This is a genomic window from Bradyrhizobium sp. MI1.11, assembly GCF_055811255.1.
This window is the reverse complement of record NZ_JBVVPM010000004.1, coordinates 72,559-89,749: the sequence shown is the minus strand read 5'-3', so window position 1 is coordinate 89,749 and position 17,191 is coordinate 72,559. Positions and strand designations below refer to the sequence as shown.

Here is a 17,191-nt window from a genome sequence, read left to right as displayed (position 1 = left end):
TTTTGCAAAGCCGTGGAAATGATCTGCGGCCTTTCTCCAACGCCAGTGCCTGCAACAGCAGTCTGACTGGCCTGTATGGGTGAAACAGTGACGATCCAGAAAAATTGGCAAGAACTGATTCGGCCGAACAAGCTGCAGGTACAGCCCGGCAGCGATCCGACCCGTTTCGCGACCATCGTCGCCGAACCGCTCGAGCGCGGCTTCGGCCAGACGCTCGGCAACGCGCTGCGCCGCATCCTGCTGTCCTCGCTCCAGGGCGCGGCAGTGCAGTCGGTGCACATTGACGGCGTGCTGCACGAGTTCTCCTCGATCGCGGGCGTCCGTGAGGACGTCACCGACATCGTGCTCAACATCAAGGACATCTCGATCAAGATGCAGGGCGAAGGCCCCAAGCGCATGGTCGTCAAGAAGTCCGGCCCGGGCGTCGTCACCGCCGGCGACATCCAGACCGTGGGCGACGTCGTCGTGCTCAATCCCGACCTGCAGATCTGCACGCTCGACGAGGGCGCCGAGATCCGCATGGAGTTCACGGTCGCAACCGGCAAGGGCTACGTTCCCGCGGAGCGCAACCGCCCCGAGGACGCACCGATCGGCCTGATCCCGGTCGATAGCCTGTACTCGCCGGTCCGCAAGGTCTCCTACAAGGTCGAGAACACCCGCGAGGGCCAGATCCTCGACTACGACAAGCTGACCATGACGATCGAGACCAACGGCGCGCTGACGCCGGATGATTCTGTGGCCTACGCTGCGCGCATCCTGCAGGATCAGCTCAACGTGTTCGTCAACTTCGAAGAGCCGCGCAAGGAAGTCGCCCAGGAGATCATCCCGGACCTCGCCTTCAACCCGGCCTTCCTCAAGAAGGTGGACGAGCTCGAGCTGTCGGTGCGTTCGGCCAACTGCTTGAAGAACGACAACATCGTCTACATCGGCGATCTCGTGCAGAAGAGCGAAGCGGAAATGCTCCGCACTCCGAACTTCGGCCGCAAGTCGCTGAACGAGATCAAGGAAGTGCTGGCCCAGATGGGTCTGCACCTCGGCATGGAAGTGCCGGGCTGGCCGCCGGAGAACATCGACGAGCTCGCCAAGCGCTTCGAGGATCACTACTGATCCGAACGACGACAGCTGAGGCGCGAATTCATCGCGCCTTAGCGGGCGAACGCAGGCAGCCCACCTGAGCAACTGGTCCGACGAACCGTCGCGACGAATGAAATTCAAGGAATAGATAAAATGCGTCACGGCAAGGTTCATCGCAAGCTCAACCGCACCGCCGAGCATCGCCGCGCGATGTTCGCCAACATGTGCGCCGCGCTGATCAAGCACGAGCAGATCGTCACCACGCTGCCGAAGGCGAAGGAATTGCGCCCGATCGTCGAGAAGCTGATCACCCTCGGCAAGAAGGGCGGCCTGTCCATGCGCCGCCAGGCCATCTCCGAGATGCGCGACAAGGATCAGGTCAGGAAGCTGTTCGACGTCTTGGCGCCCCGCTACAAGGATCGCCAGGGTGGCTACACCCGCATCATCAAGGCCGGCTTCCGCTACGGCGACAACGCCCCGATGGCCGTGATCGAGTTCGTCGATCGCGACGTCGATGCCAAGGGCCAGGATTCCGGTCCGGTGCAGGAAAAGGAAGCCGAGGCGGCGTAAGCCGACCGGCAGAGAGTTTTCAGAAAGCGGCGCCTTCGGGCGCCGCTTTTTTATTGGCCGTCCTCGTTGGTTGCGTCCTGCTCCTCACGCGTCGGTGAGTGCCGATTGCTATCGTGCCGGCAGCGCCCAATATCTCCGCCAGCATCAACGGAGATCACGCATGAACATCGACCTTTCCGGAAAGACCGCCCTCGTGACCGGCTCGACCGCTGGTATCGGCCACGCCATCGCCAAGGGCCTTGCCGGCTCGGGTGCGAGCGTCGTGATCAACGGACGCGGCCAGGACAAGGTCGATGCCGCCGTGCGCAAGCTGGAAGGTGTGGGCGGGAAGGTCCGCGGCATCGCTGCCGATGTCTCGACCGCTGCCGGCTGCAAGGCGCTGGCCGCGGCGCTGCCAGACGTCGATATCCTCATCAACAATGCCGGCATCTTCGAGCCGAAGGACTTTTTCGACATTCCGGACGAGGACTGGAGCCGCTTCTTCGAGGTCAACGTCATGAGCGGCGTGCGTCTCTCGCGCGCGTATATGAAGGGCATGCTCAAGCGCAACTGGGGCCGCATCGTCTTCATCTCCTCGGAGTCCGGGCTCAACATTCCCCTCGAGATGATCCACTACGGCATGAGCAAGACGGCCCAGCTCTCGGTCGCGCGGGGCCTGGCGCAGCTCACCCGCGGCACCGGCGTCACCGTCAATTCCGTGCTGCCGGGCCCGACAATGTCGGAGGGCGTCGAGACGTTCGTGAAGGATCTTGCCAAGCAGAACGGCCAGTCGGTCGATGAGGCCGCGGCCAATTTCGTCAAGCAGCATCGCCCGAGCTCGCTGATCCAGCGCTTCGCCAGCGTCGACGAGATCGCCAACATGGTGGTCTATGTCGCCTCGAAGGAAGCGTCCGCGACCAACGGTGCGGCGCTGCGTGCCGAGGGCGGCATCGTCAACACGATTGCCTGAGGCCTGCGCATGCCGGCCTACGTGATCTCCGAGGTCGAGGTGCGCGACAGAGCCGCGATGGAGGCCTATCGCACGTTGGCCGCGGCAACCATCGCGCAATATGGCGGCCGCTATCTCGTGCGTGGCGGCGCCACTGAGGTGGTGGAGGGCGGCCCGCCGCCCAAGACCATCATCATCGTGGAGTTCCCATCGATGGCGCGGGCGCAGGAATGGTACGCGTCAGTGGAATATGCCGAAGCGCTAAAGCTGCGGCAAACGGCGCTGGAGCGACGGTTGATGTTCGTCGAAGGCGTGGTTCCAGTCTAGCTGGTCTGCTCGCTTGCCCCTTCAATTCGCGATGTGACCGGCTAAAACGGCTCATGCTCTGGCCCCTGTCGACCCGCCATAAACGCCTGTTCAGGCTGACATCCGCGCGATGGCAGCGGCGGGCGATCTTCGTGCTCGGTGGGATCGGGGTTGGCGCCGCGGCGGTGGTGCTGGCCCAGCTCGCCGATCTCGCCCAGCACGCCTTTGCGCTGCTGTTGGCTCAGTCGCGCTACGTCGTACTCGCGGTGACACCTCTCGGCTTCATGCTCTCGGCCTATCTGACCACCCGGCTGTTCCCGAACGCACAGGGCAGCGGCATTCCCCAGGCGATCGCCGCGCGGCATCTGACCGACCAGGCGGCGCGCGAGAGCCTGGTCTCGATCCGAATCGCGATCGGAAAAGTGATCCTCACCTTGTTCGGCCTGCTATGCGGCGGCTCCGTCGGCCGGGAAGGACCGAGCGTTCAAGTCGGCGCTTCCATCATGTTCGCCCTCGGCCGCGTCTCGCCACGCCGCCAGCCCGGATTGATCCTGGCCGGCGCGGCCGCCGGCGTCGCGGCCGCCTTCAACACACCGCTGGCGGGAATCGTCTTCGGCATCGAGGAGATGAGCCGTGCTTTCGAGACACGTACCAGCAGCCTCATCATTGCGGCGGTGATCGCGGCCGGCCTGACCTCGCTCGCGCTGATGGGCAACTACGCCTATTTCGGCAGCAGTGCGATGTCGCTGGCCCCCGGCGTCGACTGGCTGGCGGTTCCGGTGTGCGGCGTGGTCGGCGGTTTGGCTGGCGGCATCTTCAGCCGTATCGTCATCATTATGGCGCGCGGCTTGGCCCATCCGTTCGGACGCGCGGTGAAGGGCCACCCTCTGTGGTTCGCGCTTGCGTGCGGATTGGCGGTCGCGATCTGCGGCCTTGTCTCCGGCGATACGATCTATGGCACAGGCTACCAGCAGGTAAAGACGGCCCTGGAGCAGGGCGGACCGCTGCCGCAGGACTTCGGCATCCTCAAGCTTCTCGCCACCACCTTCGCGGCAATCAGTGGCATACCCGGCGGAATTTTTTCGCCGTCACTCGCCGTTGGAGCCGGCCTCGGCAGCAATATCGCGTCCTTCTTCCACGACGCTCCGGTCGGCGCGATCATGCTGCTTGGCATGGTGTCGTATTTTGCAGGTGTAGTGCAGGCGCCGATCACCGCTTTTGTCATCGTGACCGAGATGACCGACAACCACGCCATGGTGGTGCCGTTGATGGCCGCCGCCCTGATTGCACATGCCACATCGCGGATGATCTGCGAGGAAGGGATCTACCACGCGCTTGCCAAGGGCTTTATTGAGCGGGCGACGCGTCCGCCGGAGACGAAAGCGGCGCCCGCTTCGAGCTAAGACCTACCACCCCTCCAGCACGATCTTGCCGCGCGACTTGCCGCTCTCGAGCAGCGCGTGCGCGCGCTTGAGATTGGCCGCGTTGATCGTGCCAAAGGTCTGGTCCAACGTGGTACGCAAGACACCCTTGTCGATGAGGTCGGCGACGTCGTTCAGCAGATGATGTTGCGCGATCATGTCGGCGGTCTGGAACGAGGAGCGCGTGAACATCGATTCCCAATGCACCGAGATGGCCTTGCCCTTGAACGCGGCAACCGTGAATTCCGGGGGATCGTCGATCAGGCCGAACTTCCCCTGCGGCGCCATCAAATCGGCGATCGCCTTGTAATGCTGGTCGGTGAAGGTGAGGCTCGCCACCAGCGCGACCGGCGGCAGCTTGAGCTTCTCGATCTGCTCCTTCATCGGCTTGCCGTGGTCGATCACCGCATGCGCGCCGAGATCGAGGCACCATTTTTGCGACTCCGGTCGCGTCGCGGTCGCGACAACCGTAAGGCCGGTGAGGCGGCGTGCAAGCTGGATCAGGATGGAGCCGACACCGCCGGCGCCGCCCGTGATCAAGAGCGTGCGCGGATCAACACTCTTGCCGGGCACCGCACCGAGCCGATCGAATAACAGCTCCCACGCGGTGATGGAGGTGAGGGGAAGGGCGGCGGCCTGCGCAAACGACAGGCTCTTCGGCTTATTGCCGACGATACGCTCGTCAACGAGATGGAATTCGGAATTGGTACCCTGGCGCAGGATCGAGCCGGCGTAAAACACCTCGTCGCCCGGCTTGAACAGCGTGACGTCGGGACCGACGGCGTCGACCACGCCGGCCGCGTCATAGCCCAGAATCTTCGTCTCGCCCTCGGGCGGAGCGGCGCGCTTGCGCACCTTGTAATCGACCGGATTGGCCGAGATCGCCTTCACGGCGACGCGGATGTCGCGGCCGCCGGGCTCGGGCTTTGCGGTCTCGAAATCGATCAGCGCGTCCTGATCCTCGATCGGAAGCGACTTCCTGTAGCCGACGGCCTTCATGGCGTGTCTCCTTCAGATAGCGTTGCAGATGCTGGGTCCCGGGTTCGCATTTTGGCGCCCCGGGACGACAGGCGAGACCTAGAACGCGAACTGCGTCCGCATCGCGACCGCATCGAATTTCGAGCCGACATCGGCGGTCGAGACCGGCGAGGCCTGCCTCGACACCGTGCCATGCAGATAGTCCAGCATGAAACGGACGTTGCCGTTGACATACCAGTTCAGCGCCGCCGTGTAGACGGTCTGCCGGCCGCCTGCGACGCCGGTGGCGGTTCCGAGCTGATCGTTGAGGTCGACCGTGGAGAACCGTCCCGCGATTTCCCACGCGCCCCAGCCACCGCCCTCGAGTGAGAACGGGTGCGCCGGCTTAACGCCGCCATAGGCCGCATTCGCCGCATTGTAACTGCGGCTCTCGCCCGTCAGCACGTAGCCGGCCTGCGCGTAGCCGCCCTGGAATTTGAGGCTCGGCGCACCTAGCGGCGGCAGGCCGGTATTGGCGCTGCGATCGATGTTGTACCAGAAATACTCGCCTTGCAGGATCAGCGGTCCATAGGTGGCGGCCGCTTCGACGCTGTAGACCTGCGCGCCGGAGGCATTGGCGATTGCGCCGGTCGTAGCCAGTGCCGTGGGATCGATGCGCAGTTCCGGACGATCGCTCAGCGTCACCGTCTGTGCACCCGTCACCAGATTGCGCGTCGGCTGGATCAGCCATTCGGCATTGCCGCCGAGATGGACTGAGTAGTCTTTGCCGCTGACGACCTGGCCGGCGACACGGGCGACCGCGCCGTATTGTTCCGTGGTGCCGTTCGGCGCAACGCTCGAGGCTGAGTGGATCGCACCGGTAGCGGGACCGGTAACATAGCCGCCCGCCCAGAACACGTCGTTGTACCAGCGCGTGCCGACCGCCGAACGGAAGTCCCCCGCGGCGATGCTGGTGGCGACGATGCCGGCCGAGGCGCGTTCCATGAACATGATGTCGTTGGAGCTCGTGGCCTCATCGAGCGTGTAGGGCAAGTCCATGATGCCGCCTTCGATGGCCATCTTGCCGCCGAATGGCTTCAAGCCGGTGTAGCTGAGATAGGCGTTCTCGACGCCGGAGACGCCGCCGCCGGGCAGCGAACCCGGAGCTGCGCCGCCAAATCCGTCGGAGGAGCCGCCGAAGTCGTAGATCAGCGCGAAATTCCAGTCATTGAAGAACTTGCCGGCGAGACCGATGCGCGCGCGGCGGACGTTCTCGCCGCTGTCGAGCTTTTGCGGCACGGTCGCCGCCGTGTTGGGCCGATAGTCATAGCCGCCGACATCCCAATGCACGCGGCCTGTGATTCCGACGCAGTTTGCTCCATCGGCAGTGCAGATGGTGGGCCGGTTGTTCGGCATCGTCACGACGACGCCGGATGCGGGCGCCGGTCCCTTGAGCGGGATCGCCGCGTTGGCGTTGGCGACGACGGCCTTCGCTTCGGACCGCGCTTCGGCTTTCGCCTCCGCCTTCGCCTCAAGCCTGGCCTTCGCCGTCGCCGCGGTATTCGCGGCGGTCTGGCTCTGGAGCTTGTCGAGCTTCTGCTCCAGCATCTTCAACTGCTGCTTCAGGAGCGCGATCTCCTGGTCGCTGCTGCTCGCCGATTGGGCCTGGGCCTGCGAAGCTGCCAGTGCGGCGGCGAGACCAATCGCCGTGGCTGCAATTCTTGTCCTGCTCACGTCATGACTCCATCGTTTGACGAACTTCCCCAAGTCGCTGGCGGAGAGCCTAGGTGTGATCGATGACTGCCCCGCGACGCTGCGCCCGGTTGCGCGGTTCCCACTGGTGTAAATTCGCCGCAACCGAATCCGCCTTGCACCACCATGCAAGATGACGCACATCATGCCAATCCACAGCCCCGGCAAATTGCTATTTCGCGCGCACAGCTTGCAGGCCGGACACACCAAAAAGGGGGGCGAATATGCCGCCGGGCGCCCTTCTATTGGGGGGCGAACGCGCCTATATTCCGGCGTCTTTTCCAAGAGGTAGGAATGTTTCGATCGACCTGGACCGCCGTCGTCACGGCACTGTGCATAGCCTTTTCGGCCAACTTCAATCCGGCCGCCGCGCAGGACCGCCGAGTGCCGTCCTCGCCCGCTGAACTGCGGCTGTCCTATGCGCCGATCGTGCAGCGGGTGCAGCCGGCGGTTGTCAACGTCTATGCCGCCAAGGTGGTGCAGAACCGCAACCCGCTGCTCGACGACCCGATCTTCCGCCGCTTCTTCGGCGTGCCCGGCCAGCAGCAGGAGCAGGTGCAGCGCTCGCTCGGTTCGGGCGTGATCGTCGATGCGTCGGGGCTTGTTGTCACCAACGTCCACGTCATCGAAGGCGCCGACCAGGTCAAGGTGTCGCTGTCGGACAAGCGTGAGTTCGAGGCCGAGATCGTGCTGAAGGACTCGCGCAGCGATCTCGCCGTGCTGCGGCTGAAGGACACCAAGGAGAAGTTTCCGGCTCTCGAATTCACCAATTCGGACGAGCTGCTGGTCGGCGACGTCGTGATGGCGATCGGCAATCCCTTCGGCGTCGGCCAGACCGTGACTCACGGCATCATCTCGGCCTTGGCGCGCACGCAGGTCGGTATCACCGACTACCAGTTCTTCATCCAGACCGACGCGGCGATCAATCCCGGCAATTCCGGCGGCGCGTTGGTCGACATGAACGGCAGGCTCGCGGGCATCAACACCGCGATCTATTCGCGCTCCGGCGGCTCGCAGGGCATCGGCTTCGCCATCCCCGCCAACATGGTGCGCGTCGTCGTCGCCTCCGCCAAGGGCGGCGGCAAGGCGGTGAAGCGGCCCTGGTTAGGGGCGAAGTTGCAGGCGGTGACGCCGGAGATCGCCGAGAGCCTCGGGCTGCGTTCGCCGACCGGTGCGCTGGTCGCAAGCGTCGTTCCGAACGGACCGGCGGCGAAGGCCGGGCTGAAATCCTCCGACCTGATCGTCTCGATCGACGGCCAGACCGTGGATGATCCCAACGCCTTCGACTATCGTTTCGCCACACGGCCGCTCGGCGGCACGGCGCAGATCGACGTGCAGCGCGGCGGCAAGCCGATTAAGCTGACGGTGGCGCTGGACGCCGCGCCCGATGCCGGCCGCAACGAGCTCGTCATTACCGCGCGCTCGCCTCTCCAAGGCGCGAAGGTCTCGACCATCACCCCGGCGCTCGCCGACGAGCTGCATCTGGACGCCGATACCGAAGGCGTCGTGGTCACCGATCTCGGCGGCGACAGCGCGGCCGCGAATGTCGGCTTCCAGAAGGGCGACGTCATCCTGGCGGTCAACAACCAAAAGATCAGCAAGACCAGCGATCTCGAAAAGGCGGCGGCCGAGCGCCAGCGCATCTGGCGCATCACGCTGGTGCGCGGCGGCCAGCAGATCAACGTCACGCTGGGCGGATGAGTCCGAAACGACCACAGGAGACGCCAACTCTCTTCGCCGCGGCGGGGCTCGATCACGAGGCTCCGCATCCGCTGCCGGATCGGCTGCGGCCGCGCGCGCTCTCGGAGGTCGTCGGCCAGGATCACATCCTGGGTCCCGACGGCGCGCTGACGCGCATGCTGGAGACGCGCACGCTGGGCTCGCTGGTGTTCTGGGGCCCGCCCGGCACCGGCAAGACCACGGTGGCGCGGCTTCTCGCGGACGCCACCGATCTGCATTTCGAGCAGATCTCCGCGGTGTTCTCCGGCGTCGCCGATTTGAAGAAGGCCTTTGAGGCGGCGCGTGCACGCCGCGAGATGGGCAAGGGCACGCTGCTGTTCGTCGACGAGGTGCATCGCTTCAACCGCGCCCAGCAGGATTCGTTTCTGCCGGTCATGGAAGATGGCACAGTGGTGATGGTCGGCGCTACCACCGAAAATCCGTCCTTCGAGCTCAACGCGGCGCTTCTGTCCCGGGCGCGCGTGCTGGTGTTTCGCTCGCTCGACGCGGCCGCGATCGAAAAGCTGTTTGCGCATGCCGAGGAGGTCGAGGGCCGCAAGCTGCCCCTCGACGAGGAAGCGCGCGCCGTGCTGGTGCGCATGGCCGATGGCGACGGCCGCGCGTCGCTGACGCTCGTCGAGGAAGTCTGGCGCGCCGCGCGCAAGGACGAGATTTTCGACGCCGCGCAGTTGCAGGAGATTTTGCAGCGCCGCGCGCCCATCTACGACAAGTCGGCCGACGGCCATTACAATTTGATCTCGGCGCTGCATAAGTCGGTGCGGGGCTCCGATCCCGATGCCGCGCTGTATTATCTCGCGCGCATGCTCGATGCCGGCGAGGATCCGCTGTTTCTGGCCCGCCGCGTCGTGCGCATGGCGGTCGAGGATATCGGGCTTGCCGATCCGCAGGCGCTGGTCATCGCCAACGCCGCCAAGGACACCTTCGACTTTCTCGGTCATCCCGAGGGCGAGCTCGCCATCGCGCAGGCGGTGGTCTATCTCGCCACCGCACCGAAATCGAACGCCGTCTACACCGCCTTCGGCAAGGCGATGCAGGTCGCAAAGCAGGCCGGCTCGCTGCTGCCGCCGAAACATATCCTCAACTCGCCGACCAAGTTGATGAAGTCGGAAGGCTACGGCGCATCTTACGAATACGACCATGACGCCCCCGACGCCTTCTCCGGCCAGGATTACTTCCCGGATGCGCTGGGCCGCCAGACCTTTTACGACCCGCCCGACCGCGGGTTCGAGCGGGAGATCAGGAAGCGGCTGGATTATTGGGCCAAGTTGCGGAAGGAGCGGGGTGGGGCCTAACCCTTTCGGACTTGCTGCAGGGTTCGATTTACGGTTTACGTAACGCGTAATTCACGCTAGTCCGGCCAAGAAATCGCCATGCCCCGCACGCCCATACATCCCGGTGAACACCTTGCCGAAGAACTGCGACAACTCGGCATCTCCGCCGCAGAACTCGCGCGTCAGGTCGATGTACCCGTGAACCGGATCACCGGCATCATCAATGGACAGCGCGGAATCACGGCCGATACGGCGTTGCGTCTTGGTCACTGGTTCGACACCAGCCCGCAGTTCTGGATGGACCTGCAGCAGCAATATGAGCTGCGCCTCGCGGAAGAAGAGGTGGGGGCGCAGGTTGCGTCGCTGCCGCGCCGCGCGACGGTGCAGTCGACACGAAAGCTTGGAAAAACCGCATGAGCCGCCGCATCAAGAGAATGAACCCGAAACCTCGCGAGCGCGACGAGCGCAAGGAGGCGCGTCCGTTCAAGGCGCGCAGCGCCAAGGCGGCGGGGCCGCGGCCTGGGGCGAAGCCGGGCGGGAAGCCGCCGCGATTTGCGGCCGGGCGCAACGAACGGCGCGCGCCCAAAGCTGTTGTGCAGGAAACGCCGGTTGCTGCAAAGCCCGTCGAGGCATTGCTGCCGACCAAGGTGCAGACCGTCAAGGTGACGGCCGACGAGAACAACATGCGCGTCGACCGCTTCCTTGAAGCGCACTTTCCCGGCCTGTCGTTCTCCCACATCCAGCGCGTCGTTCGCAAAGGCGAGCTGCGCGTCGACGGCAAGCGCGTCGACAGCAAGGACCGCCTGGAGGAGGGTCAGAGCGTCCGCATTCCGCCGCTGAAGCTCGACACGCCGAAGGCACCCAACCCGCAGTCGGAGGCGGCGCAAAAGACGCTTGCCGCGCTGAAGGAGATGACGATCTATGAGGACGACGACGTTCTCGTCCTGAACAAACCGGCCGGTCTCGCCGTGCAGGGCGGCTCGGGCATGACGCGACACATCGACCAGATGCTGGAGGTGATGCGCGATTCCAAGGGCCAGAAGCCGCGCCTCGTGCATCGCATCGACAGGGAGACGTCGGGCTGTCTCCTGGTCGCCAAGACGCGCTTTGCCGCCTCGCATCTGACCGGCGCGTTCCGTTCGCGGTCGGCGCGAAAAACCTATTGGGCGCTGGTGCCGGGGCTACCGAAGCCGAAGCAGGGCCGCATCTCGACATTCCTTGCCAAGGAAGAGAGCGAGGACGACACCATCATGCGCATCGCCCAGCATGGCGACGAGGGCGCAAGCCACGCGGTGACCTACTATGCGGTGGTCGAGACCGCCGGCAACAAGCTGACATGGGTGTCGTTGAAGCCGGTGACCGGGCGCACCCACCAGCTGCGCGCCCACATGGAACATATCGGCCACCCCATCGTCGGCGATCCCAAATATTTCAACATCGAGAATTGGCAGCTGCCGGGCGGCCTGCAAAACCGGCTGCACCTGCTGGCACGCCGCATCGTCATCCCGCATCCGCGCGGCGGCTTCATCGATGCCACCGCGCCGCTGCCGCAGCACATGCAGCAGTCGTGGAACCTGCTCGGACTCGACGCAAGCCGGTTTGATCCGATCGAGAACGCGCCTGAAGAGTAGTTGAACGGGGGCGGTTGAAGGGTTGGTGACTGGGCAGGGACCGAAACAAGATGCGCGAATTGTTCGATGAAGCTGCGGGGCGATCCCCGCTCGATCCGCAGGAGTTGGTCCGCCAGGCCACGCGCGTGCCGTTGCGCAAGCGTTTCTACAAGGAGGCAGGGGTAACCGAGGCCGAGGACGGCTTCGCCATCACCCTCGATGGCAAGGCGATCCGAACGCCCTCCGGGCGCCAGGTGGTGATCCCCTCGCGCGCGCTGGCCGACGCAGTGGCCGCCGAGTGGGCGGATCAGAACGAGACGATCAAGCCCATGACCATGCCGCTGACGCGGATCGCCAACAGCGTGGTCGAGGGCGTCGTCGACCGCGTCGATCTCGTCACGGACGACCTCGCAAAATACCTCCAGTCCGATCTGCTGTTTTATCGCGCCGGCCATCCCGAGGGACTTGTCGCCCGGGAGGCCGCGCATTGGGACCCCGTGCTGTTCTGGGCCGCGGAGACGCTCGGCGCGCATTTCATCCTGTCCGAAGGCGTCATGCATGTGACGCAGCCGGAGGAGGCGCTCCAGGCCGCGCGTGCGGCGCTGCCGGGGGATGCCTGGTCGGTCGCCGCGCTCCACGTGATCACCACGCTCACCGGCTCGGCCCTGCTGGCGCTGGCACTAGCCCATGGCGTACGCGACGCCGATCAGGTCTGGGCGGCGGCTTATGTCGACGAGGACTGGAATGCCGAGAAATGGGGCGTGGACGAGGAGGCGGCGGGCCGCCGCGCAGCCCGCCTGCGGGATTTCGAGGCTGCCGTGGCGGTTTTGGCCGCTGTGAAGCCGCCTGCGGCCAAAGGTCCTTAACGAGAGGTTTACGACGCAGGCGTTAGGGTGGCCCGTGCTCCAGGGCCCCTCGCGATGCCGACGCCGATAAGCTCGATTCTTCCCGTCAGTGCCGCCAGCCCTGTTGCTGACGCGGCGACGCCCGATCTTGTGCTGCAGGCCGGCAGCGTGGTCGACGCCAGAGTGGTCAGCGTGCTCGCCGATAATCTGGTGCGGATCGCGATCGCCAACCTCTCGATGGATGTGATGTCCGAGGTGTCGCTGACACCGGGACAAAATCTCCAGCTTGCGGTGTCGCAGAACGGCGGCACCATCCGGCTCGCCGTCATGGGCGGCGCCGGCGAGGCGACCGCCGATCAGGTCACGCTGACGCCGGCTGCGGCCTCGCTGGTTGACAGCCCCTCGCTTGCTCCGTCGGCGAGCGCGGGACGCAACGTGCTGACGCCATCGGAGCAGGTCGCCGTTACCGCAGCTTCGGCCGAGGCGGTCACAAAGCAGGGCAGCCAGGCGCCGCTGTTCGCCAATCTGGCCGCGGTCGTCACCGGCAGCGATCTTCCGGCGGGGCTGAAGCAGGCGATGCTGGGCGTGCTGGCGCAGCAGACGCCGCTCAACACCGGGCTCGATGGCGGCGATATCGAATCCGCCTTCCAGAAGTCCGGGCTGCTCCTCGAGGCCTCGCTCGCCGCAGGCGTGACGCCGTCCTCCGGAACGATGCCGGATTTGAAAGCCGCGCTGCTGGTGCTGCGGCAGACTCTGACAACGCTCGAGACGGCGCCACAGGCGCAAGGTGCCGCCCTTCCAGCTGATACCGTGGCGGCACCGCAGGTCGCTGTCGCGCAGACGCAGGCTGCACAGGCCGCATTGACCGCAACCGAACCTGAGATCGCCCAATCACCGCAAATGCCGCGCAGCGCCAATCTCGTAGCCTCTGTGTTGGCGGACATCGCTGGCGGTGCGCCGCAGGCTTCGATGCCGCGGACCATGACCGCAGGCCTTGCCGCCAGTCTCCTGCAAGAGATCACGCAAAACCTGCCGCGCATGATGGGGAACGTGCCGGGCTCGAACAAGGCCGTGCCCGACGGACATATTTTCGAGGCCGCCGCGCGCGCGACGCCACCACCGGTTCGCGGCGCGCTGCCGTCGCCGCAATCCATCGCCTCGCCGTCACTCGTACCGGATACGCCGCTCGCTGCCACCTTGCATCGCCTGCTCGACGACACCGATGCAGCGATCGCGCGCCAGACCTTGCTGCAGGTTGCTTCGCTCCCCGATCGCACCGACGCCGGCGGTCACAGGATCGATCCGACCGTGCCGCAGTGGAATTTCGAGATTCCATTCGCAACGCCGCAGGGCACGGCAATGGCGCAGTTCGAGATCTCGCGCGACGGCGGCAATGAATCCGCCGATCCCGCCAAGCGCGCCTGGCGCGCGCGCTTCACGCTCAATGTCGAGCCGGCCGGCCCCGTGCACGCTTTGATTACTCTGAACGGTGACAAGACCTTCGTGCGGATGTGGGCGGAGCGGCCGGCGACCGCACAGCAGCTCCGCGCCGGAATCGGCGAGCTCAACCAGGCCCTGACCAGGGCCGAGCTCAAGCCCGGCGACATCCTGGTCCGCGATGGCACCCCGCCGCAGCCCACACCGGCCCGTGCCGGCCACTTCCTGGATCGCGCCACATGAGCGACCCGTCGAAGCTTGCGATTGCGCTCCATTACGAGAAGGGCAGCAACGCGCCTGTCGTCGTCGCCAAGGGCAAGGGCACGATCGGCGAAAAAATCGTCGAGATCGCCAACGCCAACGACATCCCGATCGAGGAGAACGAGATCCTGGCCGGCGCGCTCTCCAAGGTCGAACTCGGCGAGGAGATCCCGCCCGACCTCTACAAGGCCGTCGCCGAAGTACTGGTGTTCGTGCTGCGGCTGTCGGGCAGGCGGTAGCTGTCATCGTTTCACCACGATAACGGCTTCATGGTCGGGTCCATTTTATCGTTCAACGGACATCGCTCTTGCTCACCCGCCGTTCGACTCTCGGTCTTCTCGCCGCAGCCGCGATCCTGCCATCGCGCGCACTCGCTCACGTCGCGCCGCCGCGCAACGAGATCCGTGACAGCCTTGCAAAGCGCTTCACCGACCTCAACACGGCCGGGACGTTCGTCGGCTACAAGGTCGAGGACTATCTGATCGTCGCCAGCGACAAGGAACGTTCGGGCGAGGCGAAGCTGCCGGCTTCGACCTTCAAGATTCCGAACTCGCTGATCGCGCTCGAAACTGGCGTCGTCACTGATCCCGACAAGGACGTATTTCCCTGGGATGGCGTGAAGCGTCCGATCGAGGCCTGGAACAAGGACCACACGCTGCGCAGCGCGATTCTCGTGAGCGCGGTGCCGGTCTATCAGGAGATCGCGCGCCGGATCGGGCAAGAGCGCATGCAGAAATACGTCGATCTGTTCGACTACGGCAATCGCGACATCGGCGGCGGCATCGACCAATTCTGGCTCACCGGCGCCTTGCGCATCGATCCGGTCGAGCAGGTCGATTTCGTCGACCGGCTGCGCCGTCGCGCGCTGCCGATCTCGAAACGCAGCCAGGATCTCGTCGCTGACATCCTGCCGGTGACCAAGGTCGGCGATAGCGTCATTCGCGCCAAGTCCGGGCTGCTTGGTGCAGAGCGCGGCGAGCCGTCGCTTGGCTGGATGGTGGGCTGGGCCGAGAAGGGCGAAGCGCACACCGTGTTCGCGCTCAATATGGACTGCAAGGAGCCGCGTCTGGTCGGTGAGCGCATGCCGCTGACGCAAGCCTGCCTTGCCGAGATCGGCGCGATCTAGCGCTACCGCGCGAGCGCCGCTCGACTAGCATCCTCCGGGTCAAGAAAAAACCGGGAGGACACAACATGAACTCAACGCCGCTCTGGCTGTCGTCGCTGACGCTTGCTGCCGCGGGCGGCTGGCTCGCCGCTACGATGTTTGCCGCTCCCGCCACCAGCAGGGAGCCGCGCTTTCCGCAGCTCACGATGGACCAGCTCGACGCCAAGCAGAAGCCGCTCGCCGAGCAGATCATGAAGGTCTCGAGCGTGGGCATCGGCGGGCCCTACAATCCGATGATCCGCAGCCCGGTGCTCGGCCAGCGTCTGTTTGACCTGTTCCACTATCTGCGCTGGGAGACCTCGGTCCCGACAAAACTCAACGAGTTCGCGATCCTGATCATCGGGCGGCAATGGCGCTCGCAGGTCGAATGGTACGCCCATGCGCCGCTCGCGGCGAAGGCGGGCCTGTCGCCCGACGTCATCGCGGAGCTGATGGCCAATAAGCGGCCTGCGAACATGGCCGAGGACGAGGCCGTGGTCTACGATTTCGTCACTGAGCTCACCACGACGAAGAAGATCGGCGACGAAACCTTTGCGCGCGCGAAGAAGGTGTTCGATGACCAGCAGATCGTCGACCTTACCGCGGTCGCCGGCAATTACGTGATGGTCGCGATGCTGCTGGCAATGGCGGAGGAGACCGTGCCGCCGGACAAGCAGGAGCCGTTCAAGCCGGGCGAGCCGTAAGAGCGCGTCATTGCGAGGAGCGAAGCGACGAAGCAATCCAGACTGCCGCTGCGGAAAGATTCTGGATTGCTTCGCTGCGCTCGCAATGACGGAGTATGTCGCGCTGGCCTAACCCAGCTTGAACAGCGCCTGCAAAAACTCCACCACGGCCTTGCGCGACTCGGCGGCAGTCGCGGGATTGCCGCCGACATGCGGATTGAGCTCGACGCAGGAATCCTTGTACGTGAATGGCGCTTTCGTATCGGCGTTCATCAGCACGCCGCCATCGCCTTCCTTGATCTGGCAGCTGCGTACCGTCTGCGCCCCCGTGGACACGGCAACCGTATTGACGCCGAGCAGCCCACTGTCAAAACCATGCGCGCTGTCGGGGTATTCGGTCAGCACCACGTCGCGGCCGGCCGTCTTGAGCCGCTCAACGAAAGCCTTGCAGCTCTTGACGGGATTGTAGTCGTCGGGCGTGCCGTGAAAGATGCGGATCGGGCGCACGGCGACGTCCGTGTCGTTCTGATAGGTCGTCGAGCAGTCGGGGTAGAACGGAATGTAGGCGGCGAACTGGATGCCGGACTTGTTCCAGAGCTTGTGGAAGCGCTCGAGGCTCGCATAGAGCGTCGCCTGTCCGCCGCGTGAAAAGCCCATCAGCACGATGCGATCCGGATCGACGCGGGGATGTTTTGCGAGGATCTCCAGCGAGCGGTAGATGTCGATGACGAGGTTGAGCCGGCCGAGCAGAGCCTGGTTCGGCCCCACCACCGTCAGCCCGCGGCCGGTAAAGCCGTCGATCACGAAGGTCGAGATGCCCATGGCGTTGAACGCGTGCACCCAGGCTTCGGTGGTGGTGCCGACGCCGCTCGAGCCGTGCATCAGCACCACGACGGGGAGTTTTCCGCTGCCTTGCGCCACGCGGAGTTCGCCTGCGACCGTCACCGGCTTGCCGGCCGCGGCGTCGCCGCTCAGGAATTGCTGGTCGGAGAGGGTGAGCGAGGGGATCGGGTAGATCTCGGCGCGGGTGGCGACTTCCCTGGGAAGCGATTGCGCGTTGGCGCAAATGCCGACGAACAGCGTTGAAATGCAGAGCGCCATGGCGACGCGGAATGCCGTCGGCATCGGATCCTCCCCCGTGATTTTCAGTGAGTAGAACAACAGGCCTGCGCGCTGTCAAATTGACGCAAGC

Annotated in this window: 17 protein-coding genes; 14 read left to right on the top strand and 3 right to left on the bottom strand. The window is 65.0% G+C overall.

All coding sequences use genetic code 11. The features are described from left to right. Positions 1-75 precede the first annotated feature (75 nt). The 5 genes from AC0L30_RS05555 (at position 76) to AC0L30_RS05535 (ending at position 4,281) form a co-directional block, all read left to right on the top strand. Positions 76-1,107: a DNA-directed RNA polymerase subunit alpha gene (locus tag AC0L30_RS05555; protein ID WP_007603046.1), complete on the top strand. Its 1,032-nt coding sequence runs from the start codon at positions 76-78 to the stop codon at positions 1,105-1,107. Positions 1,108-1,227: 120 nt separating this feature from the next. Beyond that, on the top strand, positions 1,228-1,644 hold the full coding sequence (gene rplQ / locus AC0L30_RS05550; RefSeq protein WP_063995936.1) for a 50S ribosomal protein L17: 417 nt from the start codon (positions 1,228-1,230) through the stop codon (positions 1,642-1,644). Between the two features lie 160 nt (positions 1,645-1,804). Continuing rightward, positions 1,805-2,593, top strand: coding sequence for an SDR family NAD(P)-dependent oxidoreductase (locus tag AC0L30_RS05545; RefSeq protein ID WP_473403954.1), 789 nt, complete (start codon positions 1,805-1,807; stop codon positions 2,591-2,593). Between the two features lie 9 nt (positions 2,594-2,602). Then, a complete protein-coding gene (locus AC0L30_RS05540) occupies positions 2,603-2,899 on the top strand; it encodes a DUF1330 domain-containing protein (RefSeq protein WP_007603049.1) in 297 nt (98 codons plus the stop codon). Positions 2,900-2,952: 53 nt separating this feature from the next. Beyond that, the gene (locus tag AC0L30_RS05535; protein WP_473403953.1) at positions 2,953-4,281 is read left to right on the top strand and encodes a chloride channel protein; all 1,329 of its coding nucleotides are present in this window, start codon (positions 2,953-2,955) and stop codon (positions 4,279-4,281) included. Positions 4,282-4,284: 3 nt separating this feature from the next. On the opposite strand, the gene AC0L30_RS05530 is transcribed toward AC0L30_RS05535, so the two are convergent. Next, on the bottom strand, positions 4,285-5,298 hold the full coding sequence (locus AC0L30_RS05530; protein ID WP_473403952.1) for a zinc-binding alcohol dehydrogenase family protein: 1,014 nt from the start codon (positions 5,296-5,298) through the stop codon (positions 4,285-4,287). Between the two features lie 78 nt (positions 5,299-5,376). After that, positions 5,377-6,990, bottom strand: coding sequence for an OprO/OprP family phosphate-selective porin (locus tag AC0L30_RS05525; RefSeq protein WP_473403951.1), 1,614 nt, complete (start codon positions 6,988-6,990; stop codon positions 5,377-5,379). Positions 6,991-7,302: 312 nt separating this feature from the next. On the opposite strand from AC0L30_RS05525, the gene AC0L30_RS05520 reads away from it, so the two are divergent. The 9 genes from AC0L30_RS05520 to AC0L30_RS05480 all read left to right on the top strand — a co-directional run bounded on the left by AC0L30_RS05520 (position 7,303) and on the right by AC0L30_RS05480 (position 16,020). After that, positions 7,303-8,709, top strand: a complete 1,407-nt coding sequence (locus AC0L30_RS05520) for a DegQ family serine endoprotease (RefSeq protein ID WP_007603053.1) — start codon at positions 7,303-7,305, stop codon at positions 8,707-8,709. Beyond that, positions 8,706-10,040 (top strand): replication-associated recombination protein A, encoded by a 1,335-nt coding sequence (locus tag AC0L30_RS05515; protein ID WP_354158567.1) that lies wholly within the window; start codon positions 8,706-8,708, stop codon positions 10,038-10,040. The genes AC0L30_RS05520 and AC0L30_RS05515 overlap by 4 nt, the downstream gene beginning before the upstream one ends. Before the next feature lie 78 nt (positions 10,041-10,118). Next, on the top strand, positions 10,119-10,436 hold the full coding sequence (locus AC0L30_RS05510; RefSeq protein WP_007603055.1) for a HigA family addiction module antitoxin: 318 nt from the start codon (positions 10,119-10,121) through the stop codon (positions 10,434-10,436). Continuing rightward, positions 10,433-11,650, top strand: a complete 1,218-nt coding sequence (locus AC0L30_RS05505) for an RluA family pseudouridine synthase (RefSeq protein WP_473403950.1) — start codon at positions 10,433-10,435, stop codon at positions 11,648-11,650. The genes AC0L30_RS05510 and AC0L30_RS05505 overlap by 4 nt, the downstream gene beginning before the upstream one ends. A 50-nt stretch (positions 11,651-11,700) precedes the next feature. After that, the gene (locus tag AC0L30_RS05500) at positions 11,701-12,495 is read left to right on the top strand and encodes an ATP12 family chaperone protein (RefSeq protein ID WP_007603057.1); all 795 of its coding nucleotides are present in this window, start codon (positions 11,701-11,703) and stop codon (positions 12,493-12,495) included. Positions 12,496-12,549: 54 nt separating this feature from the next. Beyond that, on the top strand, positions 12,550-14,154 hold the full coding sequence (gene fliK / locus AC0L30_RS05495; RefSeq protein ID WP_473403949.1) for a flagellar hook-length control protein FliK: 1,605 nt from the start codon (positions 12,550-12,552) through the stop codon (positions 14,152-14,154). Then, positions 14,151-14,411: an EscU/YscU/HrcU family type III secretion system export apparatus switch protein gene (locus AC0L30_RS05490; protein ID WP_473403948.1), complete on the top strand. Its 261-nt coding sequence runs from the start codon at positions 14,151-14,153 to the stop codon at positions 14,409-14,411. Before fliK ends, AC0L30_RS05490 begins: the two co-directional genes overlap by 4 nt. A 68-nt stretch (positions 14,412-14,479) precedes the next feature. After that, positions 14,480-15,298: a class D beta-lactamase gene (blaOXA, locus tag AC0L30_RS05485; protein WP_219684091.1), complete on the top strand. Its 819-nt coding sequence runs from the start codon at positions 14,480-14,482 to the stop codon at positions 15,296-15,298. A 65-nt stretch (positions 15,299-15,363) separates the two neighbouring features. After that, positions 15,364-16,020, top strand: coding sequence for a carboxymuconolactone decarboxylase family protein (locus AC0L30_RS05480; RefSeq protein WP_473403947.1), 657 nt, complete (start codon positions 15,364-15,366; stop codon positions 16,018-16,020). Positions 16,021-16,128: 108 nt separating this feature from the next. On the opposite strand, the gene AC0L30_RS05475 is transcribed toward AC0L30_RS05480, so the two are convergent. Then, positions 16,129-17,124: a dienelactone hydrolase family protein gene (locus tag AC0L30_RS05475; RefSeq protein ID WP_007603061.1), complete on the bottom strand. Its 996-nt coding sequence runs from the start codon at positions 17,122-17,124 to the stop codon at positions 16,129-16,131. Positions 17,125-17,191 lie beyond the last annotated feature (67 nt).